Here is a 24,355-nt window from a genome sequence, read left to right as displayed (position 1 = left end):
GCATCATGACGCAAGCCATCCTGCGGCAGATCATCGACTACTCGCACCGCGCGAACCCGTATCCGCTGTACGAGGAACTCCGCGAGACCCCGGTGTACCACGACGCGGACGGGCCGTACGTCGTCAGCAAGTACTACGACATCCAGAGCCTGTTGCACGATCCGCGGGTCAGCTCCGACGCGCGCAACCTGAAGGCGACGGCGGGCGATCCGCTGGGCGACACGGAGGAGGAGTCGGCGCTGCCGCCGGCGTTCCTGCGGCTCGACCCTCCGGAGCACGACCGGCTGCGGCGCATGACGAACCGTCCCTTCGGACCCCCGCACTCGCCGCGACGCGTCCACGAGATGCACGGCGAGCTGGCGGACATCGTCTCCGGGCTCATCGACGGCATCGGCGACCCGGAACGGATCGACCTGGTCGACCAGTTCTCGTACCCCTTCCCGGTGACCGTGATCTGCCGGCTCCTCGGCGTGCCCCGCGAGGACGAGCCCCGCTTCCACACCTGGGCCGACGTCCTCGCCGCGAGCCTGGACCCCGTCCCGGGCGCCGACGCCGGCGAGCGCGCCAAGGTCTCGAACAACGCCCGCACCGAGCTGGGCATGTATCTGGCCGGGCTGATCGAGGAACGCCGCAAGAAGCCGGGCGAGGACATGCTGTCGCAACTGGCCACCGCGCACGGGCCGGACGGCGCCATGACGACGATGGAGGTCATGAGCACCGCGGCGCTGCTGCTGATCGCCGGTCACGAGACCACGGTGAACCTCATCACCAACGGCATGCTGACCCTGCTGCGCAACCCCGGCATCCTGCAACGGCTGCGCGAGGACCCGAAGCTGGCCGTCCCCGTCGTCGAGGAGCTGCTCCGCTTCGAACCGCCGGTGCAGCTGTTGCCGCAGCGCAGCACCCTCGCCGACATCGAGGTGCGCGGCGTGACGATCCCCAAGGGGTCGTCGCTGTGGCTGGTGCTGGCGGCGGGCAACCGTGACCCCGACCGCTTCGAGAACCCGGACCGGTTCGACCCGGACCGCGAGGACATCCAGCACCTGGGCTTCGGCAGCGGCATCCACAGCTGCTTCGGCGCTCCGCTGGCCCGGCTGGAGGCACAGCTCGCGCTCGGTGAGCTGGCCCGCAGGCTGGAGAACCCCCGCCTGGTGGAGGACCCGCCCCCCTACCGGCAGAACGCGGTCCTGCGCGGCCCCCGGCACCTGTCGATCGCCTGCGACGGCATCCGCCCGTAGGCAGCGCCCGCGACGGCGTCCGCCCGCAGGGCATCGCCCGCGACGGCGTCCGCCTGCAGGGCATCGCTTACGACGGCATCCGCCCGCAGGGCGCCGTCAGCGGCCGGTCCGGGCCGGTTCCGGCGATGTCCGCCGGGCTGCGCCCGTGGTCCGGACACGGCACGACCTGACGCGCACACCCGAAGGGGCCCGGCCGGAGAATCCGGCCGGGCCCCTTCGGAACGCCCGTCGACCTGCGAGGGTGCACCGCTCGCCGGTCATGGCGAACGCGGCCCGGATCAGGCCTTCTTGGTCTCCCAGAAGATCTTGTCGATCTGGGCGATGTAGTCCAGCGCCTTCTGGCCCGTCGCCGGGTCGGTGGACGCCTTGGCGGCCGAGAGGGCCTTCAGGGCGTCGTTGACCAGCTGGTGCAGCTCGGGGTACTTCTCGAAGTGCGGGGGCTTGAAGTAGTCGCTCCAGAGCACCGACACGTGGTGCTTGGCGAGTTCGGCGCGCTGCTCCTTGATGACGGTGGCGCGGGCCTGGAAGTGCGGGTCGTCGTTACCGGCCATCTTTTCCTGGACGGCCTTCACCGACTCCGCCTCGATGCGGGCCTGGGCAGGGTCGTACACGCCGCAGGGCAGGTCACAGTGCGCGCTGACCTTCACCTTGGGGGCAAACAGGCGGGAGAGCATGGAGCTGTCCTTCCTCGTGATCGTCTTCTCAGGTGGGACATTACTCCGTGGGGGACGTCTTTTCGCGAGTGCCCCCATGGGCTTAGGACAAAAGTCCGGGGTGAGACTGGGACTGGTGGAGGATGGACCGGGGAGGTGCCGGTGATGCCGGAGCTGTCGCAGGAGAGCGAACGTGGAAGGGCCGTGCTGCCGTTCGGGGGGGCCGAGGTGCGGGGGCCCTCGATGGTGCCCACGCTCCAGCACGGGGATCGGCTGGTGGTGCAGTACGGGGCCCGGGTCGGGCCCGGTGACGTGGTCGTTCTGCGTCATCCGTTCCAGCAGGACCTGCTGGTGGTCAAGCGGGTGGCCCAGCGGCGCGAGGCCGGCTGGTGGGTACTGGGTGACAACGCCTTCGCCGGCGGGGACAGCACCGACTACGGCGCGGTACCCGAGGAACTCGTCCTCGGGAAGGTGCGGTTCCGGTACCGGCCCCTCAAGGGCGGTCAGCGTTCGCCGCTCGCGCTGGTGCGCTGGGCGCTGTCGGCGGCCAGGCCCGTACTCTCCGACCGGTCCGCCTCCAGGCGCTTCCGGGCCCGGTAGGCGGCCACGTTGGCGCGGGTCGCGCAGCGGTCCGAGCAGTAGCGCCGGGAGCGGTTCGTCGACGTGTCCAGGTAGGCGTTGCGGCACGGTGCGGCCTCGCACAGGCCCAGCCGGTCCACACCGTACGAGGTGAGGTGGAAGGCGAGCCCCATGGCGGCGATCGCCGTGTAACCCGCCGTCACGTTCGACGGGTGGTCCGCGAGGTGCATGTGCCACAGCGGGCGTCCGTCGTCGTCCCGGAAGTCGTGCCCGGAGATCTGCGGGCTGACGGGGAACTCGAGGAGCAGCGAGTTCAGCAGGTCGACCGCGAGGGTCTCGTCGCCGCCGTCCGCCGCCTCGAACACGGCGCGCAGCCGTGCGCGGACCGAACGGAAGCGCGTCACGTCGGCGTCCGTGGCGCGGCGCGCCGCCGAGGCGTTGCCCACGAAGAGGCCGCGGACGGCGTCGACCGAGGTGAGCGCGTCCTTGCCCCGGGCCGGCTCCTCGCTGTTGACGAGGCGAACCGCGTAGTCCGAGTAATAGGCGAGTTCCACTTGTAGTCCTTACGGAGGCGCTCTATCGTCATGCGTGCGGTCAGGTAACGGCTGATTGCGCTTCCAGGGTATTACGCGGGTGAGTGAAGAGGGGGCTTCCATGACCGTCAGCACCGGAACCGAGCACACCGGGACGCAGAGCACCGGAACCGACTGGCAGGCCTGGCAGGAGAGCTGGGACCGGCAGCAGGAGTGGTACATGCCGGACCGCGAGGAGCGCTTCCGGGTGATGCTCGACATGGTCGAGGCCCTGGTCGGCCCCGCGCCGCGCGTCCTCGACCTCGCCTGCGGCACCGGCACCGTCACCGCCCGGCTCCTCGCCCGCCTCCCGCGCGCCACCAGCACCGGCGTCGACCTCGACCCCGCGCTGCTCACCATCGCCGAGGGCACCTTCGCGGGCGACGACCGGGTCTCCCTCGTCACGGCCGACCTCAAGGACCCGCACTGGACGGCCCGGCTGCCGTACGAGTCCTACGACGCCGTGCTGACGGCCACGGCCCTGCACTGGCTGCACAGCGAACCCCTGGCGGCCCTCTACGGCCGGATCGCGGGGATCGTCCGCGCCGGCGGGGTCTTCATGAACGCCGACCACATGATCGACGAGTCCACGCCCCTGATCAACGCGGCCGACCGCGCGCAGCGGCACGCCCGGATGGACCGGGCCAAGGAGGGCGGTGTCCTCGACTGGTCCGCGTGGTGGGAACTGGCCGCGCAGGACCCGGTCCTCGCCGCGCCGACCGCCCGCCGCTTCGAGATCTACGGCGAGCACGCCGACGGCGACACCCCGTCCGCCGACTGGCACGCGCGCGTGCTGCGCGAGAAGGGGTTCGCGGAGGCGCGGGCGGTCTGGCGCTCGCCTTCGGACGCGGTGGTGCTCGCGGTCAGGTGATCCGGGGGCGCGCCCCACGGGCAAGGTGATCGACAAGCGCCACGCCGGCAAGGACCTCAGCGGCAGGGGCAGTTCACGGCCTTCGTGCCGCTGCGGGGGCTCAGCACCGAGGGTGACCTCTCGCCGCGCAGCCCCTGGTGGAACCTGAAGCGATCCGGAACGCCGGATGCCGCCCACCCTTCCCGGGCGGGCGGCATCCGGCGGTCGAGACCCTCAGAGCACCTTCGACAGGAACGACTTGGTGCGCTCGTGCTGCGGGTCCGTCAGGACGTCGCGCGGGTTGCCGGACTCGACCACCACACCGTCGTCCATGAAGACCAGCGAGTCGCCCACCTCGCGGGCGAAGCCCATCTCGTGCGTGACGACGACCATCGTCATACCGGACTCGGCGAGGTCGCGCATGACGTCGAGGACGTCACCGACCAGCTCCGGGTCCAGGGCCGAGGTCGGCTCGTCGAAGAGCATCAGCTTCGGGTCCATCGCCAGCGCGCGGGCGATGGCCACGCGCTGCTGCTGGCCGCCGGAGAGCTGCGAGGGGTAGTTGCGCGCCTTGTCGGACAGACCGACACGTTCGAGCAGCTCCATCGCGCGGTTCTGGGCGTCCGACTTCTTCGTGCCCTTCACCTGGATCGGCGCTTCCATGACGTTCTCGACGGCCGTCATGTGCGGGAACAGGTTGAAGCGCTGGAAGACCATGCCGATGTCCCGGCGCTTCAGGGCGACCTCGCTGTCCTTGAGCTCGTAGAGCTTGTCGCCCTTCTGGCGGTAGCCGACCAGGTCGCCGTCGACGTACAGCCGGCCGGCGTTGATCTTCTCCAGGTGGTTGATGCACCTCAGGAAGGTCGACTTGCCGGAGCCGGACGGGCCGATCAGGCAGAACACCTCACCGGTGTTCACCTCCAGGTCGATGCCCTTGAGGACCTCCACCGGACCGAAGGACTTGTGGACGCCCTCCGACTTCACCATCGCGGTCATACCTTGCCCCTTCCACTGCCGAGCCCGAGCATGTTCGCCTTGATCTTCTGGAAGACGGTCGGCGGCAGGCTGCGGCTCGAACCCCGTGCGTAGTAGCGCTCCAGGTAGTACTGGAAGACGCTGAACACGCTGGTCATGGCCAGGTACCAGATGGAGGCGACGAACAGCATCTCCATCACGGCGTACGACGTGGAACCGATCGCCGAGGTGGAGCGCAGCAGCTCGTTGTACGTGACCGCGTACACCAGCGACGAGGTCTTCAGCATGTTGATGAACTCGTTGCCGGTCGGCGGCACGATCACCCGCATGGCCTGCGGGATCACGATCCGGAACAGCGTCTTGGTGTGGCTCATGCCCAGGGCCTGCGCGGCCTCCGTCTGACCCTCGTCGACGGCCAGCAGACCGGCGCGGCAGATCTCGGCCATGTACGCGGCCTCGTTCAGACCGAGGCCCAGCAGGGCGCACATGAACGGAGTCATGACGTCCGTCATCTCGTTCTTGTAGATCGGACCGAGATTCAGAACGGGGAAGATCAGCGCCAGGTTGAACCAGAGCAGCAGCTGGACGTAGACCGGGGTGCCGCGGAAGAACCAGATGTACAGCCAGGCGACCGTGCTGGTCACCGGGTTCTTCGAGAGCCGCATCACCGCGAGGACGATGCCCAGCACCACACCCACGATCATGGCGAGCACGCTGATCAGAAGCGTGCGGCCGGCGCCCTGGACGACACTGGACACGAAGAGCTGGTCGCCGACCGTGTGCCATTGGATGTTGCCCTGCGAGAACGCGATGCCGAGCGCCAGCAGCAGCGCGACGACGATGACGCCGCTGATCCACCGGCCGTAGTGCCGGACGGGGATCGCCTTGATGGTCTCCGGGGACGGCCCGGAGACCGCGCTCTTGGCCACCGTGTCGCCGGGGGGCGCGGCGTCCGCGGGGGACTTGTCGAAATTGTCAGTCACGTGACTGCCCTTCAGTGGTGCGCTCGGCTTACTTGCCGCCGTTGACCGCGGACTGCTCGATCGCGCCGGACTGGGCGCCCCACTTCTCCAGCACCTTCTGGTAGGACCCGTCCTTGATGATCGCGTCGACGGCGTCCTTCAGCGCGTCACGGAGCTGGGTGTTCTTCTTGTTCAGGATGATGCCGAACGGGCCGGCGTCGTACTGCTTGTTGATGACCTCGAAGGCGTTGCCGCCGTCGGCCTTGTTGGCCAGGTCGACCGCCACCGGGTAGTCGTTGATGCCGGCCACCGCGCCGCCGGACTTCACACGGGTCTGGGCCTCGGTGTCGTTCTGGAAGGCCTCGATGTTGATGGCCTTCTTGCCGGCGTCCGTGCACTTCTTGGACTGGTCCTTCAGGGCCGTCTCGTACGTCGTGCCCTGCTGCACGGCGGCCGTCTTGCCACAGAGGTCCTCGATGCCCTTGACGCCCTCGGGGTTGCCCTTCTTCACGTAGATGGCCGTACCGGCCGTGAAGTAGTCGACGAAGTCGACGCCCTCGCCGAGCTTCTTGCCCTTGTCGTCCAGGCCCTCCTGGCGCTGCTTGTTGTCCGTGATGGACGACATGCCGATGTCGTAGCGGCCGGAGTTGACGGCGGTGATCAGGCCGTCGAAGGAGCCCGAGGTGAACTCGAACTTCACACCGAGCTGCTTGCCCAGCGCGTCGGCCAGGTCCGGGTCGACGCCGACGATCTTGCCGCCCTCGGTCGACTCCATGGGGGCGTACTCGGCGTTCGTGCCGACCTTGATGACGCCCGCGTCCTGGATCTTCTTCGGCAGCTTGGAGAAGAGGGGAGCGCTGTTGGACTTGGCCGACTCGGTGGAGCTGCTGCCGCCACCGTTCGTCTGGTCACCGCAACCGGTGAGGATCAGGGCGCCGGCGACCGCGATCGCGCCGACCGCAGCTATCCGGGAGCGCGTGGCGGTCGTACGACGGGTGGAGCTTGCGGTCATGGTGGGTCCTCCGGCGGATGAGGGAGTAGCCGACAGGTCGACGAGAACACACACCTTTGGGTGTCGCGACCTCGTGTGATGACGGCATCTTGCCATTCGGATTGCGCCGTTCAGAGGACTCGCTATGTCAAAATCGGATAACGGGTGACCCCCGGACCAACACTGGGTGCCCCCGCCGTGCCGGATCCTGTGCGGGAATCCGCCGTTTCGGCCGGAAGATCTTCGGCGCGGCCCCGGATGCGGACCGCCACGACTCCGCGCTTGCGACGACATGACGTCAAATCCTGGACTTGTCCACATATTCGGGTATGAGTCATGTCACCGGCGTGTGAGCTTCGCGTTATGGGCTCGTCCTCGGCACAGTCCGTCCGGTAAGAAGGTTCTTTACACCCCTCATCCGGGGCTCAGGGCGCGTGTGCGGCGCGCCCGTCGCGTATCCGCCCGTACGCAACCACGGCGGCAGGGCATACGCGGTGCCCGCCCACCCCTCAATCAGGAGTGGTCACCCTCAATCAATGAAGACTTAAGGGGTAAAACAAAGTGGCAGCGGAGATCGTCAATCCTCGCAGCGACAGCAGTACGGGTCCCGAAGGCGACGCGGAGCCGGTGAATTCCGACGGCTCCGTGGACTCCCTGGCCTTCGACCCGGCGTTCGCGCTGCACCGTGGCGGGAAGATGGCCGTGCAGGCCACCGTGCCCGTGCGCGACAAGGACGACCTGTCCCTGGCGTACACACCCGGCGTCGCGAAGGTGTGCACCGCCATCGCCGAGCAGCCCGATCTGGTCAACGACTACACGTGGAAGTCCAACGTGGTCGCCGTGGTGACCGACGGTACGGCCGTGCTCGGCCTCGGTGACATCGGTCCGGAGGCGTCGCTCCCCGTGATGGAGGGCAAGGCGATCCTGTTCAAGCAGTTCGGCGGCGTGGACGCCGTGCCGATCGCGCTGGACTGCAAGGGCGTCGACGAGATCGTCGAGACCGTGGTCCGTCTCGCGCCGTCCTTCGGCGGAGTCAACCTGGAGGACATCTCGGCGCCGCGGTGCTTCGAGATCGAGCGGAAGCTCCAGGAACGGCTGGACATTCCCGTCTTCCACGACGACCAGCATGGGACGGCCGTGGTGACGCTGGCGGCCCTGCGGAACTCCGCGAAGCTGACCGGGCGCTCGCTCGGTGAGCTGCGCGCGGTGATCTCCGGCGCGGGCGCGGCCGGGATCGCCATCGCCAAGTTCCTGCTGGAGGCGGGCATCGGCGACGTGGCCGTCGCGGACCGCAAGGGCATCGTGTCCTCCGACCGGGACGACCTCACGGACGTCAAGCGGGAACTCGCCGGGATCAGCAACAAGGCGGGGCTCTCCGGGTCGCTGGACGCCGCGCTCGCCGGTGCGGACGTCTTCATCGGCGTCTCCGGCGGCACGGTTCCGGAGCCGGCGGTGGCTTCCATGGCCGAGGGCGCGTTCGTGTTCGCCATGGCCAACCCGAATCCGGAGGTGCATCCGGAGATCGCCCACAAGTACGCGGCGGTGGTCGCCACCGGGCGGTCCGACTTCCCGAACCAGATCAACAACGTGCTGGCGTTCCCCGGGATCTTCGCCGGTGCGCTGCAGGTGCGCGCGTCCCGGATCACGGAGGGGATGAAGATCGCGGCGGCCGACGCGCTGGCCGCGGTCGTCGGGGACGACCTCGCCGCCGACTACGTGATTCCCTCGCCGTTCGACGAGCGGGTGGCGCCCGCGGTGACCGCGGCGGTGGCCGCGGCCGCCCGGGCCGAAGGGGTCGCGCGCCGGTGAGGTGAGCGGTTCGGTACCGACGAGCGGTTCGGCGCCGTTCCGCTCGAGAGCGGTTCGCAAGCCGCGTGAGCGTGGTTCGAGGGCGGCTTCAGACGTTCCAGGGCGGTTCGGGAGCGGATTCTGCGGCCTCGCCGGGGTTGTCCCCCGGCGGGGCCGCTCTCCTTTGCCCGGGCGTTGGGCCGTACGGATGGTTCACGCGGGGGTCCTCCGGGCGAGCCGGTACGGGTGTGAGGTGGGCCGCGGGACGGGCGGGACGCGTGTCACAGCGGGACGTGGTTCCCCGGCGCGGGGGCGGAGCCTATCGTCAAGGTCATGTTCGCTGCCTACGCCGCTCGCATTGACCGTGACCAGCCGCTCAACGGCCTGGAGTTGGGGGAGCGCCCGGCCCCCGGGCGAAGGCCCGGCTGGACGACCGTGAACGTCAGGGCCGCGTCCCTGAACCACCACGACCTCTGGTCCCTCAGGGGCGTGGGCCTGGCCGAGGACAAACTTCCGATGATCCTCGGCTGCGACGCGGCCGGCGTCGACGAGGACGGCAACGAGGTCGTCCTTCACTCCGTCATCGGACAGACGGGGCACGGCGTCGGCCCCGAGGAGCCCCGGTCGATCCTCACCGAGCGCTACCAGGGAACCTTCGCCGAGCAGGTCACGGTCCCGGCGTGGAACGTCCTTCCGAAGCCCGAGGAACTCTCGTTCGAGGAGGCCGCCTGCCTGCCGACCGCGTGGCTGACGGCGTACCGCATGCTCTTCACCAACGCCGGGGTGCGGCCGGGCGACTCGGTCCTCGTGCAGGGGGCCGGCGGCGGTGTCGCGACCGCCGCGATCGTCCTCGGCAAGGCCGCCGGACTGCGGGTCTTCGCGACGAGCCGTGACGAGGCCAAGCGCAAGCGGGCCGTCGAACTCGGGGCCGTGGAGGCGCTGGAGTCCGGCGCGCGCCTGCCGCAGCGTGTGGACGCGGTCATCGAGACGGTGGGCGCGGCCACCTGGTCGCACAGCATCAAGTCGTTGCGGCCCGGCGGCACGCTGGTGATCTCGGGCGCGACGAGCGGGGACCGTCCCGCGCACGCCGAGCTGACCCGGATCTTCTTCCTGGAGCTCAAGGTCGTCGGCTCCACGATGGGCACCAAGGACGAGTTGGAGGACCTGCTGTCCTTCTGCGCCGCCACCGGGGTGCGGCCCGTCATCGACGAGGTGCTGCCGCTCGACCGGGCCCGGGAGGGGTTCGAGCGGATCGCGGCGGGCGATCAGTTCGGGAAGATCGTCCTCACGGTGGGCTGAGGTTCCCCCGGCCCGGTGGGCCGGGACGCGATGATGTGGTGGCCGCGGCGGGCCCGGGAGTCTCCGGGCCCGCCGTTCCGCATCCGGATGTCAACTTTGATTGACGAGCGGCGTCTGTCAATGTAGGTTGACGTCATGACCGAAGCAACGGATCTCGCCGAGCGCGCGGGCGACCGCGATCCGCGGATCGGGCTGCGGGCGGTCTCCGCGCTGCGGAGGCTGCTGGAGCAGCTGGAGGCGGTACAGGTGCGCAGTGCGCGCCATCAGGGCTGGTCGTGGCAGGAGATCGCCGCGGAACTCGGAGTGAGCAGGCAAGCCGTGCACAAGAAGTACGGGAGGCAGTGATGTTCGAGCGTTTCACGAAGGATGCCCGGGCCGTGGTCGAGGGCGCGGTCGGGTACTCCGAGCGGGCGGGGGCCGAGGCGGTGGACGAGGAGCACATGCTCCTCGCCCTGCTGGACCGGGAGGGCAGTCGCGGCTCGTTCGCGCTCGCTTCGCTCGGCGCGGCCGAACGCCGTGACTCGGTGGAACGGGCGCTTGCCGAGACGCGCAGGCGGGGTGGGCTCTCCCGCGCCGAGACGGAAGCGCTGTCCGGGCTCGGCATCGACGTCTCGGAGATCGTCTCCCGGGTGGAGGAGGCTCACGGGGCCGGAGCGTTGGAGGCGGGCAGGAAGGGCGGAGCCGGCCGGCGGTCCGGGCGCCGGCCGTTCACCCAGGGGGCCAAGGAGACGCTGACGCAGTCCCTTCGGCTGGCGCTCGCCCGCCAGGACCGGCACATCGGCGACGAGCATCTGCTGATGGCCCTGACCGTCCGGCCCGGTGTGCTCGCGGAGGTGCTCGCCGATCACGGGGTCACGTACGAGACGGTGACGCGTGTGCTCTACGGCGGGGAGGCCAAGGCGGGGTGAGGCCGCCGAGGGGACCTTCGCGGTTCCCCGGCCGGGACTCGGGGACCCCGTCCCGTCAGGGAGATCCCCGGGTGCCACCGGCGGTCAGCTCTTCGGTGTGCGCAGCGCGGCTCCGATGTGCGCCGCCGCAGTGGACAGGTGACGGCGGGTCGCCCGCAGTTGGTCCTCCGTCACCCCGTGGTCCCGGGCCGCGTCGCGGATGTCGTCGCGGAACCGGTCGAGGAGGCGGTCGAGGTCGCGGACGGGCTCGCCGGTGGAGCTCTCGTGGGCCCAGGAGGGTTCGTAGCCGGCCGGGAAGTCGTCCGGGGTGTCCGAGTAGTCGGATTCCTGGGTGCGCGCCGAGCCGGATTCCGCCGTGCCCGGCCGGCCGGGGCCGCTGTCCTTTCCGAAGGACTTGCCGAAGTCGCCCCCGAAGGTCTTGCCGAAGTCACCGAACTCCTTGGCCAGTTCGGTGAGGCCCTCGCGGACCCCCGTCGGCCAGTCCCCGCGCGCGAAGTGGTCCTGGACCTGCTCCTGGACCCGCTTGGCCATGCGCTGCATCTCTTCCTGGGCCTGGGCGCGGACCCGCTCCTGCGCCTCCTTGGCCTGACGGCGGGCCCGCTGGGCCTCGTCGCGGGCCCGCCGGCTCTCGTCCTTCGCGCGCCGGGCCTGCTCCTTCCACTCCTGCTTGACGCGCCGCATCTCCTCCTTGGCGACGCGCCACGACTCCTTGTCGCGGTGGTCCCCGAAGTCCGCGAAGCCGCCCGCGGGACCCTCGTGCTCCGTGGCGTCGCCGGCGCGGCCGTTGCCGCGACGGGCCTCCGTGGCCGCCGCCCGCATCTCGCGGCGCAGATCGCCCGCGGCGCCCCGCACGTCGGCGCGGATCTCCGCGGCGAGCTCCGCGACCGACTCGCGGATCTCCAGCTCCAGATCGGCCAGTTCGCCGCTGCGGTCGGCCAGTTCGGCGCGGCCCGCGTCGGTGATCGCGTACACCTTGCGGCCGCCCTCGGTGGTGTGGGTGACCAGTCCCTCGGCCTCCAGCTTGGAGAGCCGCGGATAGACGGTGCCCGCCGAGGGCGCGTACAGCCCCTGGAAGCGCTCCTCCAGGAGGCGGATCACCTCGTATCCGTGCCGCGGGGCCTCGTCCAGCAGCTTCAGCAGGTAGAGGCGCAGACGGCCGTGGGCGAAGACGGGAGGCATCTCAGAGCACCTTCTTGTCGGTCGGGCCGTCCGTGGAGGCGTCGGGCGAGCTGTCCCCCGCGTGCGTGGACGGGGCCGGCTCGCGCGGCTCGTCCTCCACCGGTGGCCTGCGGAGCAGGGCGATGGAGCCGGAGGCGGTCACCGCCCTCAGCTTGCCGTTGCCCGCACCCAGCCGGCCGGTGATCTTCTTGGCGCCCCACTGGCCGCTGACCCGGAGGTCCTCGAAGGCGCTGGAGACGGTGCCGCTCGCGGTGTTGGCCTCCACGTCGGCGTCGGCGGGGTGCGGGAGGCGGATGGCGATCTCGCCCGAGACGTTCGTCAGGCGCACGTCGGTCGGGGTGCCCATGGGGTCGAGGTCCACGATCATCGAACCGCTCACCGAGTCGGCGCGCACGGAGGAGCCCGAGGCCTCGACGACGGTCAGATCGCCGGAGACGGAGTTGAAGCGGAGGTCACCGGTGACGGCCTGGGCCTCCAGGCTGCCGGAGACGGTGTCCACCCGGACGGGGCCGGAGATGCGTACGAGCGTCGTGTCGCCGGTGACACCCTTGACCTCCACCCGGCCCTCCACGCCGGAGACCACGGCGGCGGCACCGACCACGCCCACCTCGACACGCGTGCCGGTCGGGACGGCCAGCGAGACCACCACGCTGCGGCGCCAGCCCTTGCTGTCGAGCCACTTGAGGAAGCCCTTCCAGGGCAGGTCCTCGTACGCCACGGTGAGCGTGCCGTCCCGCTGGGTCACCTGAAGAGGGGGGCCTTCCAGTTGGGAGACCTGAAGCCTCGCGGAACCCTCGTCGGTGCCCACGACGTTGACTGTTCCGTTGACGACGCGCACGTGCAGCGCCGTCACGGGGTCGTCGAAGGTGAGCTTCCTCGGCTCTGCGACGGACCACTCGGACATGGGGCAGACCTCCAGACGACCGGACCCGGACAGGCTCGGGCATGGAATCGACGCGCCATATCGCGTCTTCCGCTATTCACGATATATCGCGGATACGGAAAGTCAAGACACCCGTTTCGGTGAGATACGGCGAGAGGGGGGACCCGGGACGTGGTGAGGTCCGCGGAGCGCGACCGCGAGGACGCGGAGCCGCCCACGCGGACCTGAGCGGTGCGTGACACACGCGACACACACGCGGTACACGCGACACACGCGATACACGTGACACACGCGACACACGCCGGCCGGGACACGACGGGATCTACTCCTCGTCGTCCTCGTCCTCGTCGTCAAGCCGTGCCAGCCATGTCGCCAGCCGCTCCACCGGTACCTCGAAGTCCGGGTTGAGGTCGACGAACGTGCGCAGCTGCTCGGCGAGCCACTCGAAGGTGACCTCCTCCTCGCCGCGCCGCTTCTCCAGCTCCTCGATGCCACGGTCGGTGAAGTACATGGGCGATGCTCCGGTCGGTGAAGGGGGTGGAAGGGATGAAAGAGATGCACGGGATAGGGGTGGGGCGGAGATGCCGCGGGCCCGGCCCCCTGAGAGGGAACCGGGCCGCGACGACGTACGGGAGGCTGTGCCGCCCGAGGCCTAGGCCTCGAACACCTCGCGCACCAGTTGCTCCTGCTCGGCCTGGTGCCGCTTGGCCGAACCCACGGCCGGCGACGAGGACGCCGGACGCGAGATACGGCGCAGGCGCTCGCCGTGCGGGACGTCGGCGCCGACGGCGAGGTCCAGGTGGTCGATCAGGTTGAGGGCGATGAAGGGCCATGCGCCCTGGTTCGCCGCCTCCTCCTGGGCCCACAGGTACTTCTCGGCGTTCGGGTACTTGGCGATCTCCGCCTGGAGCTCGGCACCCGCGAGGGGGTACAGGCGCTCGATGCGGATGATGGCCGTGTCCGTGGTGCCGCGCTTCTGCCGCTCGCCCTCGAGGTCGTAGTACAGCTTGCCGGCGCAGAAGACGACCCTGCGGACCGCCGCGGCGTCGACCGAGTCGTCGCCGATGACGGGACGGAAGGCGCCCGTGGTGAACTCCTCCGCCTTCGAGGCGGCGGCCTTGAGACGCAGCATCGACTTCGGGGTGAAGACCACCAGCGGCTTGTGGTGCGGGTTGTGCACCTGCCACCGCAGGAGGTGGAAGTAGTTCGACGGGAGCGTCGGCTGGGCGACCGTCATGTTGTTCTGGGCGCACAGCTGGAGGAAGCGCTCGATGCGGGCCGAGGAGTGGTCCGGGCCCTGGCCCTCCATGCCGTGCGGGAGTAGGAGCGTGACGCCGGACGTCTGGCCCCACTTCTGCTCGGCCGAGGAGATCAGCTCGTCGACGACCGTCTGCGCGCCGTTGACGAAGTCGCCGAACTGCGCCTCCCACATCACGAGGGCGTCCGGGCGGGCCAGCGAGTAGCCGTACTCGAAGCCCATGACCGCGTACTCGGAGAGCAGCGAGTCGTAGACGTTGTAGCGGGCCTGGTCGTCCGAGAGGTACTGGAGCGGGGTGAAGTCCTCGCCCGTGACCCGGTCGATCAGGACCGCGTGGCGCTGGCCGAACGTGCCGCGGCGGGAATCCTGGCCCGACAGCCGGACCGGGGTGCCCTCCAGGAGGAGGGAGCCGATGGCGAGGGTCTCGCCCATGCCCCAGTCGATCGTGCCGTCCTCGATCATCGCCGCCCGGCGCTGCAGCTGCGGCAGCAGACGCGGGTGGACGGTGACGTTGTCCGGGATGTTGACCTGGGACTCGGCGATCCGCTTGACGACCTCCTGGGAGACCGCGGTCTGCACGGCGACGGGGAACTGCGCCTGCGGGTCCGAGATCTGCACCTCCGCCCCCTGCGAGACGGCCTCGCGAACCTCGGTGAAGACCTTCTCCAGCTGGCCCTGGAAGTCCTGCAGCGCCTGTTCGGCCTCTTCGAGGGTGATGTCGCCGCGGCCGATGAGGGACTCGGTGTAGAGCTTGCGCACCGAGCGCTTCTTGTCGATCAGGTCGTACATCAGCGGCTGCGTGAACGCCGGGTTGTCGGACTCGTTGTGCCCGCGGCGGCGGTAGCAGATGAGGTCGATGACGACGTCCTTGTTGAACGCCTGCCGGAACTCGAAGGCCAGACGCGCGACGCGGACGACGGCCTCGGGGTCGTCACCGTTCACGTGGAAGATCGGCGCCTCGATCATGCGGGCCACGTCGGTGGCGTACATGGAGGAGCGCGACGACTCCGGGGCGGCGGTGAAGCCGACCTGGTTGTTGATGACGATGTGCACCGTGCCGCCGGTGCGGTAGCCGCGCAGCTGCGACATGTTGAGCGTCTCGGCGACCACACCCTGGCCCGCGAAGGCCGCGTCACCGTGCAGGGCGACCGGCAGGACCGTGAAGTCCGTGCCGCCCTTGTTGATGATGTCCTGCTTGGCGCGGGCGATGCCCTCGATGACCGGGTCGACCGTCTCCAGGTGGGAGGGGTTCGCGGCCAGCGAGACCTTGATCTGCTCGCCGTCCAGGCCGGTGAAGGTGCCCTGGGCGCCCAGGTGGTACTTCACGTCGCCGGAGCCGTGCATCGACTTCGGGTCGAGGTTGCCCTCGAACTCGCGGAAGATCTGTGCGTACGACTTGCCGACGATGTTGGCGAGGACGTTCAGACGGCCGCGGTGGGCCATGCCGATGACGACCTCGTCCAGGCGGGACTCCGCGGCGCTGTCGATGACGGCGTCGAGGAGCGGGATGACGGACTCGCCGCCCTCCAGGGAGAACCGCTTCTGGCCGACGTACTTCGTCTGCAGGAAGGTCTCGAAGGCCTCCGCCGCGTTCAGCCGGCGCAGGATGCGCAGCTGCTCCTCGCGCTCCGGCTTGGAGTGCGGGCGCTCGACGCGGTCCTGGATCCACTTGCGCTGCTTCGGGTCCTGGATGTGCATGAACTCGATGCCGGTGGTGCGGCAGTACGAGTCGCGCAGGACGCCGAGGATGTCGCGGAGCTTCATCATCGACTTGCCGGAGAAGCCGCCGACCGCGAACTCGCGCTCCAGGTCCCACAGGGTGAGGCCGTGCTCGGTGATGTCGAGGTCGGGGTGCTTGCGCTGGCGGTACTCCAGCGGGTCGGTGTCGGCCATGACGTGGCCGCGGACCCGGTAGGAGTGGATCAGCTCGAAGACGCGGGCGGCCTTGGTGACGTCGTCGTCGTGGCTGGCGTCGATGTCCTTGAGCCAGCGGACCGGCTCGTAGGGGATGCGCAGCGCCTCGAAGATCTCGTCGAAGAAGCCGTTCTCGCCGAGGAGGAGGTTGGCGACGATGCGGAGGAACTCGCCGGAGGCGGCGCCCTGGATCACCCGGTGGTCGTAGGTCGACGTGAGCGTCATGACCTTCGAGATGCCGAGCTTGTTCAGGGTGTCCTGGGAGGTGCCCTGGAACTCCGCCGGGTAGTCCATGGAGCCGACGCCCATGATGACCGACTGGCCGGGCATCAGGCGGGGGACCGAGTGGACGGTGCCGAGGCCGCCGGGGTTGGTCAGGGAGACCGTGACACCGGTGAAGTCGTCCATCGTCAGCTTGCCGTCGCGGGCGCGGCGGACGATGTCCTCGTAGGCCTGCCAGAACTCGAAGAAGTTCAGCGTCTCGGCCTTCTTGATGCCGGCGACGACGAGCTGGCGGTCGCCGTTCGGCTTCACCAGGTCGATGGCGAGACCGAAGTTGATGTGCTCCGGCTTGACCAGGGTCGGCTTGCCGTCCTTCTCCGCGAAGGAGTGGTTCATGGTCGGCATGGCCTTGATGGCCTGCACCATCGCGTAGCCGATGAGGTGGGTGAAGGAGATCTTCCCGCCCCGGGCGCGCTTCAGGTGGTTGTTGATGACGATGCGGTTGTCGAAGAGCAGCTTCACCGGGACCGCGCGCACGGACGTGGCCGTGGGCACCTCGATCGAGGCGTTCATGTTCTTCGCGACCGCGGCGGCGGGGCCGCGCAGCGTCACGAACTCGGGACCGGCAGGGGCCTCGGCCGCGGGCGCGGCCGTCGGCTTCGCGGCGGCCGGAGCGGCCTTCGCGGGAGCCGGGGCCGGGGCGGCGGCGGGCTTCGGCGCCGCGGGAGCGGCGGCCGGAGCGGGCGCGGCGGGCGCCGGGGCCGCAGGAGCCGCCGGAGCGGCCTGGGCCGGAGCCTGGGGCGCCACGGGCGCGGCAGGGGCTGCCGGCGCGGCAGGCGCGGACGCAGCCGCCGTGGTGGTGGTCCCTGCGGCCCCCGCGGCCGCAGTACCCGCCGGAGCCGAGGCGGCCGGAGCCCCTGGCTTGTAGTCGGCGAAGAAGTCCCACCAGGCTCGGTCTACCGAATTCGGGTCCTGGAGGTACTGCTGATAGATCTCGTCGACGAGCCACTCATTGGGACCGAACGCAGCGGCGGGGTTCTTCCCGGCTTGGTCTTCGGTCGAAGTGCTCGAGTTACTGGGGGACTGTGGCGACACGGCGGCAACCGCCCTCTTCCGCTTCACAAGGTGATGGACAGCGGGAATAAAGGCTACGCCTCCCTGGCCGGGAAGGTCAGGCCGGGCCCGTCCAACGTCGCGCAAGTCACATCGGAAAGCGTGTTTCGGTGAGGGAAATGGCGGGAAACAAGCGAGGTTCCGGACCGGAATGGGTACGCCGATTCCGGGTCGCGGCACGACTCGCGCGGCCCTCTGCCTGATCACACGTGTCCACGAGCGACGGACACGGATGGATCTTGTGGCTCCGGTTCGAACTTTACGTCAACTTGGCAGAGAAGGAAGGCCCGGAAGGGTGACCTGGATCCGGCAGCCCCGCTGGGATTCGGCCACGCCGATCCGGCCGCCGTGCAGATCGACCGCCCAGCGGGCGATGGCGAGCCCCAGGCCCGTACCGCCGTCGCTGCCGGGGCCGTGCGGTGACGGCACCCCGCCCCGGTTGAACCGCTCGAAGACGCGGTGCCACTCCGACTGCGGAATGCCGGGGCCCTCGTCCAGGACCTCCAGGGCCAGCGACTCGGGGAGGTCGCCCCGGCGGGCCTTGACGGTGACCCGGCCGTGCGGCGGGCTGTGCTTGACCGCGTTGTCGATGAGATTGGCGACGACCTGGTGGATCCGCTCCGGGTCGGCGTGCGCGGTCAGCTCCGGAGGGGAGACGTCGAGGTGCAGGTGGACGTCGGTGCGGGTGTGGTTGCCGGAGCCCGATGCGAGGCCCGCGCGCGCGGAGGCGACCATGTTGGCCTCCTTCAGTACGCCCGACAGGTACGGCCACACCTCGAAACGGCGCTTGCGCAGCGGTACGACGCCGTTGTCGAGCCGGGAGAGGTCCAGCAGCGTCTCGACCAGCCGGCCCAGCCGCTCCGTCTGCTTCAGGGCCGTACGCATCGTCTCGGGGTCGGCGGCGGAGACGCCGTCCACGACGTTCTCCAGGACCGCGCGCAGCGCCGCGATGGGGGTGCGCAGCTCGTGCGAGACGTTCGCCACGAGTTCCTTGCGCTGGCGGTCCTGGGCCTCCAGCTCGTCGGCCATGAGGTTGATCGTCTGGGCCAGGTCGCCCAGCTCGTCGCGGCGGCTGTCGCTGACCCGGCGCGTGTAGTCGCCGTGCGAGATGGACCGGGCGACCGTGTTCATCTCGTCCAGCGGCGCGGTGAGCGAATGCGCCACGAACTGCGTGATCAGGAGGGTGGCGATCATCGAGAAGACCGTGATGAAGCGCAGCTCCGTCTCGGTGCGCACCGCGATCATCAGCAGACCGGTGGTGATGAAGACCGAGACCACGACCAGCGTGCCCAGCTTCGTCTTGATCGAGAAGGGGCGCACGGAGCCCCAGGGCCCGGCGTTCCCGCGCTCTCCCGATCCGCTCATGAGATCAGCCCCCTCAGACAGGTCCTCGCGCGGGCCCCGATCAGGGAGTCGGGGTCTCCAGCGCATAGCCCACACCGTGCACGGTGCGGATCCGCTCGGCGCCGATCTTCCGGCGCAGCGCCTTGATGTGGCTGTCCACGGTCCGGGTGCCCGAAGCGTCCGCCCAGTCCCAGACCTCGGCCAGCAACTGCTCGCGGGAGAGTACCGCGCGCGGCGTGTTGGCAAGGCAGACCAGCAGGTCGAACTCGGTGGGGGTGAGGTGCACGTCCTCCGAGCGCACCCGCACCCGGCGCTGGGCGTGGTCGATCTCCAGCTCGCCGAGGCGCAGGATGCCGCTGCGCGGCGTCGAGGCCGCCACCACCGCCCGCTCGACCCGGCGCAGCAGGACGTGTACGCGCGCGGCCAGCTCGCGCATCGAGAACGGCTTCGTCATGTAGTCGTCGGCGCCCACGCCGAGCCCGACCAGCATGTCGGTCTCGTCGTCGCGCGCGGTGAGCATCATCACCGGTACCGGACGCTGGGCCTGGACCCGCCGGCACACCTCCAGGCCGTCGAAGCCGGGGAGCATGATGTCGAGGATCAGCAGGTCCGGCTGCCAGGCCTCCGCCGTGTCGACGGCGGCCGGTCCGTCGCCCGCGGTTTGCACGAGGAACCCCTCGGCCCGCAGACGGGCCGCGATGGCGTCGACGATCGTCGGATCGTCCTCGACCACCAGCACCCGGCGCTGAGCGCCCGGCGTCGTCGCCGCCGTGCCGTTGTGGGATGTGTGGGTCTGCTCCATCGCCCGCCCCTGATGTGTGCGTTCCGGAATCCGTGGGGTGATCCCATGACTGCGCTTGACGCTTGAATGATCCGCGCCAGGGGAGCAGCGTAAGGGCAGTCGCCCGCGCTCGGCTATCCAGGCCCTGTCGCGAGGTGGACGACGTCCGGAACGCCCCGGGCAACCGGGATCTCTTCGGTACGCACCCGGCGGAATCCGGCATTCCGCAAGCTACCTTCAAATTCCGGAGAGGGCCGGGCCGACCACGCGGCGAGCACCCCGCCGGTCCTCAACACCCGCGCGCAGTCCGCGAGTCCGGCCGGTCCGTACAGGCTGTCGTTGTCCTCCGTGACGGTCCAGCCGGGGCCGTTGCCGATGTCCAGGCAGAGCAGCGTCGTACGTGGCGGATGTCTCACGGAGGCGAGTGGACGGATCGGCCTCCACGATCCCGGTGCTCGGATCGGCCGACGCCCGCGCGCAAAGCCCGGCCGGTGGGCCGCCACGGTGCCGGTCGACGATGGCCCGCTCGCGTTCGACGACACCGATGAGCCCCCGGCGCCGGTCCGCCGCCGCGTGGGCGAGCGAGAACCCGACGCCGAGTCCGCCGATCGGCACGTCCGGCTCCGGGCGTCCGTCGAGGGCGTCGTACGCGGCGTCGACGAGCAGCCGCTCCGACCGGCTGTGTCCTCCTTACATATGGCGATGGCGACATGGCGATGGCGGCATGGCGAGCACGTACGGCGATGGCGACACGGCGTCGCCCTCCCGCCGTCACCGCGGCACGCACGTCCCGGAAGCCCCGCACACCGTTCCTGGATGTGGGGTTGCTGTGAATCGCCCCGCGGGTGGCGTCGGTCATAGACAGTGACGCGTGGGACACCCAAGGGTGGGTGAGGACGGAAGGAGCCTTCCACCTTGGACCGGAGCACGACCGCGGCGGCCACGACCTCTCGGTCGGACGCCACGCCCGAGAACGCGGAAGCCGGTGGCACGTCCGTGCTGGACGGCATGCCGCGACAGCGCGGCGACGCGGTCCCGGAGACATCCGCGCCCCGCCCGCCCGCCTCTCGCGCCCGCACCCGTGGCCCCGCCCGCGCCCGGCTGCGCGCGCTGCGGCCCTGGCGGCTGCTCCCCACCCCCGCCGGCACGCCCTTCACCTTCGGGTACGCGGCCGTCCTCGCCGTCGTCTCGGTGACCGCGGACCACGCTGCCCCCTCCCTCGTCCACGCCCTGCAGCAGGGCTCCAGTACGGACGTGGCGCACCTCGCGCGCCATCCGGTGCTGGTGCTGCTGGCCAGCGCGCTGTGGATCGCGGGCGGCGTCGCGTCGATGTACGCGGCCGGATTCGTACTCGTGCTGACCGCGCTGGAGCGGCGCATAGGCGGACTGCGGACGGCGGGTGTCTTCCTGCTCGGCCATGTCGTGGCCACGCTGGCCACCGAGGTGCCCGTCGGTCTGTCGGTGCTGGCGGGACGCCTTCCCGGCAGTTCCCTGCACCGTCTCGACTACGGCATCAGCTTCGGTGTCGCCGCGAGCGTGGGGGCCCTCGCCGGGCTGCTGACGCCGTGGCTGCGCTGGCCGGTGCTGATCGGCTTCGCGGGGGTGCTGGTCGGCGACCTGATCGCGTTCAGGGACCCGATGACCGACTGGGGACACCTGCTGTCCCTCGCGGTCGGGGTGTCGACCTGGCCGCTGATACGGCGCCGGCACCGGGCCGGGGCGGACGGGAGCGGGGGCCGCGGCACGGCCGACCCCGCCGTCCGGGCCGCCCAGGCGCCCGGCACCCTCGCCGCCTAGGGCCTGACCATCGCCCCTGGGCCCCGCGGGAACAGGGCGCGGCGCGAGGGGGTTCTCGCGGTAAGCCTTCGGCCGTCGCATGTCCGTCGCCTCGTCGACCGGTCGCCCCGGGCGGCCCACCGACCTGTCGAAGACGACGCTGACCTGCGGGGATTCCCGAAGCCTCAGGGGGTGGCCGAGTGATCGCTCAGAGCGAACAGGCCGGGGGAACAATCGGGGACTCACGTGCATTGAGTCGGTGTAGCTCAACTTGACTGCCGGAGGGAAGATCATGGCTTCGACGTCCACCTCGCTCACCCTGCCCGTGCTGCCGCTCGACGACGAGGTCGTGCTGCCCGGGATGGTGGTTCCGCTGGACCTGAACGACCCCGATGTGCGCGCCGCGGTGGAGGCCGCCCAGGCCGCCGCGCGGTCGGAGCCCGGCAAGCCGCGGGTGCTGCTGGTGCCGCGCATCGACGGGGCGTACCCGAGCACCGGTGTGCTCGGCACCGTCGAGCAGGTCGGCCGGCTGGCCGACGGCGACCCGGGCGCGCTGATCCGCGGTCGTGGACGCGTGAAGATCGGTGCCGGGACGACCGGTCCCGGTGCCGCGCTGTGGGTCGAGGGCACCCAGGTCGACGAGACCGTGCCCGACCCGCTGCCCGGTCACGTCACCGAACTGGTCAAGGAGTACAAGGCCCTCGCCACCAGCTGGCTGCGCAAGCGCGCCGCCTGGCAGGTCGTGGACCGCGTACAGGCCATCGACGACGTGTCCGCGCTCGCCGACAACTCCGGTTACTCCCCGTTCCTGAGTACCGAGCAGAAGGTCACGCTGCTGGAGACCGCCGACCCGGTGGCCCGCCTGAAGCTCGCCACCGAGCAGCTGCGTGAGCACCTCGCCGAGCAGGACGTCGCCGAGTCCATCGCCAAGGACGTCCAGGAGGGCGTCGACAAGCAGCAGCGCGAGTTCCTGCTGCGGCGCCAGCTGGAGGCGGTCCGCAAGGAGCTGCGCGAGCTGAACGGCGACGCCAAGGAGGGCGAGGAGTCCGACGACTACCGGACCCGCGTCGAGGCGGCCGACCTTCCGGAGAACGTCCGCGAGGCCGCGCTCAAGGAGGTCGACAAGCTGGAGCGGTCCAGTGACCAGTCGCCCGAGGGCTCCTGGATCCGGACCTGGCTCGACACGGTGCTGGAACTGCCGTGGAACGAACGGACCGACGACACCGGCGCGTACGACATCCAGGGCGCCAAGGCCGTCCTGGACGCCGAGCACGCCGGACTCGACGACGTGAAGGAACGCATCACCGAGTACCTCGCCGTGCGCAAGCGGCGTTCCGAGCGCGGGCTCGGCGTGGTCGGCGGGCGGCGCGGCGGTGCCGTGCTCGCGCTGGTCGGACCGCCCGGTGTCGGCAAGACCTCGCTCGGCGAGTCCGTCGCGCACGCGATGGGCCGGAAGTTCGTCCGGGTCGCCCTCGGCGGCGTCCGGGACGAGGCCGAGATCCGGGGCCACCGGCGTACGTACGTCGGCGCCCTGCCCGGCCGTATCGTCCGCGCCATCAAGGAGGCCGGGTCCATGAACCCGGTGATCCTGCTGGACGAGATCGACAAGGTGGGCTCCGACTTCCGGGGCGACCCGGCCGCGGCCCTGCTGGAGGTCCTCGACCCCGCGCAGAACCACACCTTCCGGGACCACTACCTGGAGGTCGAGCTCGACCTCAGCGACGTGGTGTTCCTGGCGACGGCCAACGTGCTCGACGCCATCCCGGAGGCCCTGCTCGACCGTATGGAGCTGGTCAGGCTCGACGGGTACACCGAGGACGAGAAGGTCGTCATCGCCCGTGACCACCTGCTGCAGCGGCAGCTGGAGCGGGCGGGTCTGGCGAAGGACGAGGTGACGCTCGACGAGAGCGCGCTGCGCAAGCTCGCCGGGGAGTACACCCGGGAAGCGGGCGTCCGCAACCTGGAGCGGGCCGTCGCCCGGCTGCTCCGCAAGATCGCGGCGCAGCACGAACTCGGCGAGCGGGAGCTGCCGTTCACGGTGACCGACGCCGATCTGCGCGGGCTCCTCGGCCGGCCGCACCACGTGCCCGAGTCCGCCCAGGACCCGGCCGAGCGCCGTACCGCGGTGCCCGGCGTCGCCACCGGTCTGGCCGTCACGGGCGCGGGCGGTGACGTCCTCTACGTGGAGGCGTCGCTCGCCGACCCGGAGACGGGCGCGGCCGGTCTGACCCTGACCGGTCAGCTGGGTGACGTGATGAAGGAGTCGGCGCAGATCGCGCTGAGCTTCCTGCGGTCGCACGGAGCCGAGCTGGAACTGCCGGTCGGCGACCTGAAGGACCGGGGCGTGCACATCCACTTCCCGGCGGGCGCCGTTCCCAAGGACGGTCCGAGCGCGGGCGTCACCATGACGACGGCCCTCGCGTCGCTGCTCAGCGGGCGGCCGGTCCGTACGGACGTGGCGATGACCGGCGAGGTCTCGCTGACCGGCCGGGTGCTGCCGATCGGCGGCGTCAAGCAGAAGCTGCTGGCCGCCCACCGGGCCGGGGTGACGACGGTCGTGATCCCCAAGCGCAACGAGCCCGACCTGGACGACGTCCCCGCGGAGGTCCTGGAGAAGCTCGACGTCCACGCCGTGACGGACGTCCGGCAGGTGTTGGAGCTGGCGCTGACCCCCGCGACCAGCGCCGCGACCCCGGAGGTGCCGGTGGCGGCGTGACGGACGCCGCCGGTCCGTCCGGACGGGGAAGGCCCGGGCCCGTGAGGGAGCCCGGGCCTTCCCCTGTTCCGGCGCTCACCCGGCTGTCCGGGCGTTCACCCGACGGCGAGTGCCCGCAGCCGGTCGTAGCCGCCGTCGAACCTCGTGGGGGTCGAGCCCTCGGCGACCTGATGATGGCGTGCGCATGCCAGTATTTGTCCGTCAAAGAGAACCTGGTGCCGCGGCACCAGGTGCGGGGCAGGCCGCGGGGAGGAGGGCCCGGAGGCTGCCGTTGGTCTATGCCTGCGAAATACTGGCGGAGCTGCGGCGACGGCGACTTTTGGCAGAGACTTTCAGGATCGGGAAACCGGGTCA

At 70.4% G+C, this 24,355-nt stretch carries 20 protein-coding genes and 1 pseudogene; 9 read left to right on the top strand and 12 right to left on the bottom strand.

All coding sequences use genetic code 11. The features are described from left to right. Nucleotides 1-5: 5 nt before the first annotated feature. Nucleotides 6-1,238 (top strand): cytochrome P450, encoded by a 1,233-nt coding sequence (locus ABZV34_RS01580; RefSeq protein ID WP_356270362.1) that lies wholly within the window; start codon nucleotides 6-8, stop codon nucleotides 1,236-1,238. Between the two features lie 278 nt (nucleotides 1,239-1,516). On the opposite strand, the gene sodN is transcribed toward ABZV34_RS01580, so the two are convergent. Further along, a complete protein-coding gene (sodN, locus tag ABZV34_RS01575; RefSeq protein ID WP_023546844.1) occupies nucleotides 1,517-1,912 on the bottom strand; it encodes a superoxide dismutase, Ni in 396 nt (131 codons plus the stop codon). 144 nt (nucleotides 1,913-2,056) lie between these two features. Here sodN and sodX point away from each other — a divergent pair, with 144 nt between their 5' ends. After that, complete coding sequence (gene sodX, locus ABZV34_RS01570; RefSeq protein ID WP_356270360.1) at nucleotides 2,057-2,491, top strand: nickel-type superoxide dismutase maturation protease; 435 nt, start codon at nucleotides 2,057-2,059, stop codon at nucleotides 2,489-2,491. On the opposite strand, the gene ABZV34_RS01565 is transcribed toward sodX, so the two are convergent. Next, nucleotides 2,395-3,024: a CGNR zinc finger domain-containing protein gene (locus ABZV34_RS01565; protein WP_356270358.1), complete on the bottom strand. Its 630-nt coding sequence runs from the start codon at nucleotides 3,022-3,024 to the stop codon at nucleotides 2,395-2,397. The genes sodX and ABZV34_RS01565 overlap by 97 nt on opposite strands. Before the next feature lie 100 nt (nucleotides 3,025-3,124). On the opposite strand from ABZV34_RS01565, the gene ABZV34_RS01560 reads away from it, so the two are divergent. Beyond that, complete coding sequence (locus tag ABZV34_RS01560; RefSeq protein ID WP_356270356.1) at nucleotides 3,125-3,913, top strand: class I SAM-dependent methyltransferase; 789 nt, start codon at nucleotides 3,125-3,127, stop codon at nucleotides 3,911-3,913. A 213-nt stretch (nucleotides 3,914-4,126) separates the two neighbouring features. Here ABZV34_RS01560 and ABZV34_RS01555 read toward each other — a convergent pair whose 3' ends face one another. The 3 genes from ABZV34_RS01555 to ABZV34_RS01545 are packed head-to-tail and all read right to left on the bottom strand — an operon-like array spanning nucleotide 4,127 to nucleotide 6,841. Further along, nucleotides 4,127-4,888 (bottom strand): amino acid ABC transporter ATP-binding protein, encoded by a 762-nt coding sequence (locus ABZV34_RS01555; RefSeq protein WP_356270354.1) that lies wholly within the window; start codon nucleotides 4,886-4,888, stop codon nucleotides 4,127-4,129. Next, on the bottom strand, nucleotides 4,885-5,850 hold the full coding sequence (locus ABZV34_RS01550) for an amino acid ABC transporter permease (RefSeq protein ID WP_356270352.1): 966 nt from the start codon (nucleotides 5,848-5,850) through the stop codon (nucleotides 4,885-4,887). The genes ABZV34_RS01555 and ABZV34_RS01550 overlap by 4 nt, the downstream gene beginning before the upstream one ends. 28 nt (nucleotides 5,851-5,878) lie before the next feature. Next, entirely contained in the window at nucleotides 5,879-6,841 is a 963-nt protein-coding gene (locus ABZV34_RS01545) for an ABC transporter substrate-binding protein (RefSeq protein ID WP_356270350.1), read from the bottom strand. Nucleotides 6,842-7,381: 540 nt separating this feature from the next. Here ABZV34_RS01545 and ABZV34_RS01540 point away from each other — a divergent pair. The 4 genes from ABZV34_RS01540 to ABZV34_RS01525 all read left to right on the top strand — a co-directional run bounded on the left by ABZV34_RS01540 (nucleotide 7,382) and on the right by ABZV34_RS01525 (nucleotide 10,815). Further along, nucleotides 7,382-8,629, top strand: a complete 1,248-nt coding sequence (locus tag ABZV34_RS01540; RefSeq protein WP_356270348.1) for an NADP-dependent malic enzyme — start codon at nucleotides 7,382-7,384, stop codon at nucleotides 8,627-8,629. 312 nt (nucleotides 8,630-8,941) lie between these two features. Beyond that, nucleotides 8,942-9,907 (top strand): zinc-binding dehydrogenase, encoded by a 966-nt coding sequence (locus ABZV34_RS01535; protein ID WP_356270346.1) that lies wholly within the window; start codon nucleotides 8,942-8,944, stop codon nucleotides 9,905-9,907. 135 nt (nucleotides 9,908-10,042) lie between these two features. Then, a complete protein-coding gene (locus ABZV34_RS01530; protein ID WP_148010429.1) occupies nucleotides 10,043-10,252 on the top strand; it encodes a helix-turn-helix domain-containing protein in 210 nt (69 codons plus the stop codon). Beyond that, entirely contained in the window at nucleotides 10,252-10,815 is a 564-nt protein-coding gene (locus ABZV34_RS01525) for a Clp protease N-terminal domain-containing protein (protein WP_356270344.1), read from the top strand. The genes ABZV34_RS01530 and ABZV34_RS01525 overlap by 1 nt, the downstream gene beginning before the upstream one ends. An 84-nt stretch (nucleotides 10,816-10,899) precedes the next feature. Here ABZV34_RS01525 and ABZV34_RS01520 read toward each other — a convergent pair whose 3' ends face one another. From ABZV34_RS01520 to ABZV34_RS01490, 7 genes and pseudogenes are all read right to left on the bottom strand, one after another. Further along, entirely contained in the window at nucleotides 10,900-11,994 is a 1,095-nt protein-coding gene (locus ABZV34_RS01520; RefSeq protein WP_356270342.1) for a helix-turn-helix transcriptional regulator, read from the bottom strand. Between the two features lies 1 nt (nucleotide 11,995). Beyond that, the gene (locus tag ABZV34_RS01515) at nucleotides 11,996-12,898 is read right to left on the bottom strand and encodes a DUF4097 family beta strand repeat-containing protein (RefSeq protein ID WP_356270340.1); all 903 of its coding nucleotides are present in this window, start codon (nucleotides 12,896-12,898) and stop codon (nucleotides 11,996-11,998) included. Nucleotides 12,899-13,199: 301 nt separating this feature from the next. After that, nucleotides 13,200-13,388, bottom strand: a complete 189-nt coding sequence (locus ABZV34_RS01510; protein WP_356270338.1) for a DUF6104 family protein — start codon at nucleotides 13,386-13,388, stop codon at nucleotides 13,200-13,202. A 141-nt stretch (nucleotides 13,389-13,529) separates the two neighbouring features. Continuing rightward, nucleotides 13,530-17,366 (bottom strand): multifunctional oxoglutarate decarboxylase/oxoglutarate dehydrogenase thiamine pyrophosphate-binding subunit/dihydrolipoyllysine-residue succinyltransferase subunit, encoded by a 3,837-nt coding sequence (locus ABZV34_RS01505; RefSeq protein ID WP_356270336.1) that lies wholly within the window; start codon nucleotides 17,364-17,366, stop codon nucleotides 13,530-13,532. A gap of 282 nt (nucleotides 17,367-17,648) precedes the next feature. Beyond that, nucleotides 17,649-18,749 (bottom strand): ATP-binding protein, encoded by a 1,101-nt coding sequence (locus ABZV34_RS01500; protein ID WP_356270335.1) that lies wholly within the window; start codon nucleotides 18,747-18,749, stop codon nucleotides 17,649-17,651. A 40-nt stretch (nucleotides 18,750-18,789) separates the two neighbouring features. Next, complete coding sequence (locus tag ABZV34_RS01495) at nucleotides 18,790-19,530, bottom strand: response regulator transcription factor (protein WP_356270333.1); 741 nt, start codon at nucleotides 19,528-19,530, stop codon at nucleotides 18,790-18,792. A gap of 113 nt (nucleotides 19,531-19,643) precedes the next feature. Beyond that, nucleotides 19,644-20,187: pseudogene (locus ABZV34_RS01490) on the bottom strand (spermidine synthase); the annotation flags it as partial. A 330-nt stretch (nucleotides 20,188-20,517) separates the two neighbouring features. On the opposite strand from ABZV34_RS01490, the gene ABZV34_RS01485 reads away from it, so the two are divergent. After that, nucleotides 20,518-21,306, top strand: coding sequence for a rhomboid-like protein (locus tag ABZV34_RS01485; RefSeq protein WP_356270716.1), 789 nt, complete (start codon nucleotides 20,518-20,520; stop codon nucleotides 21,304-21,306). 271 nt (nucleotides 21,307-21,577) lie between these two features. Next, entirely contained in the window at nucleotides 21,578-24,001 is a 2,424-nt protein-coding gene (lon, locus tag ABZV34_RS01480) for an endopeptidase La (protein ID WP_356270331.1), read from the top strand. Nucleotides 24,002-24,355 lie beyond the last annotated feature (354 nt).

The organism is Streptomyces sp. NPDC005195 (assembly GCF_040608315.1).
Classification (GTDB): Bacteria; Actinomycetota; Actinomycetes; order Streptomycetales; family Streptomycetaceae; genus Streptomyces; species Streptomyces kaempferi.
This window is presented reverse-complemented; position numbering and strand designations above follow the sequence as displayed.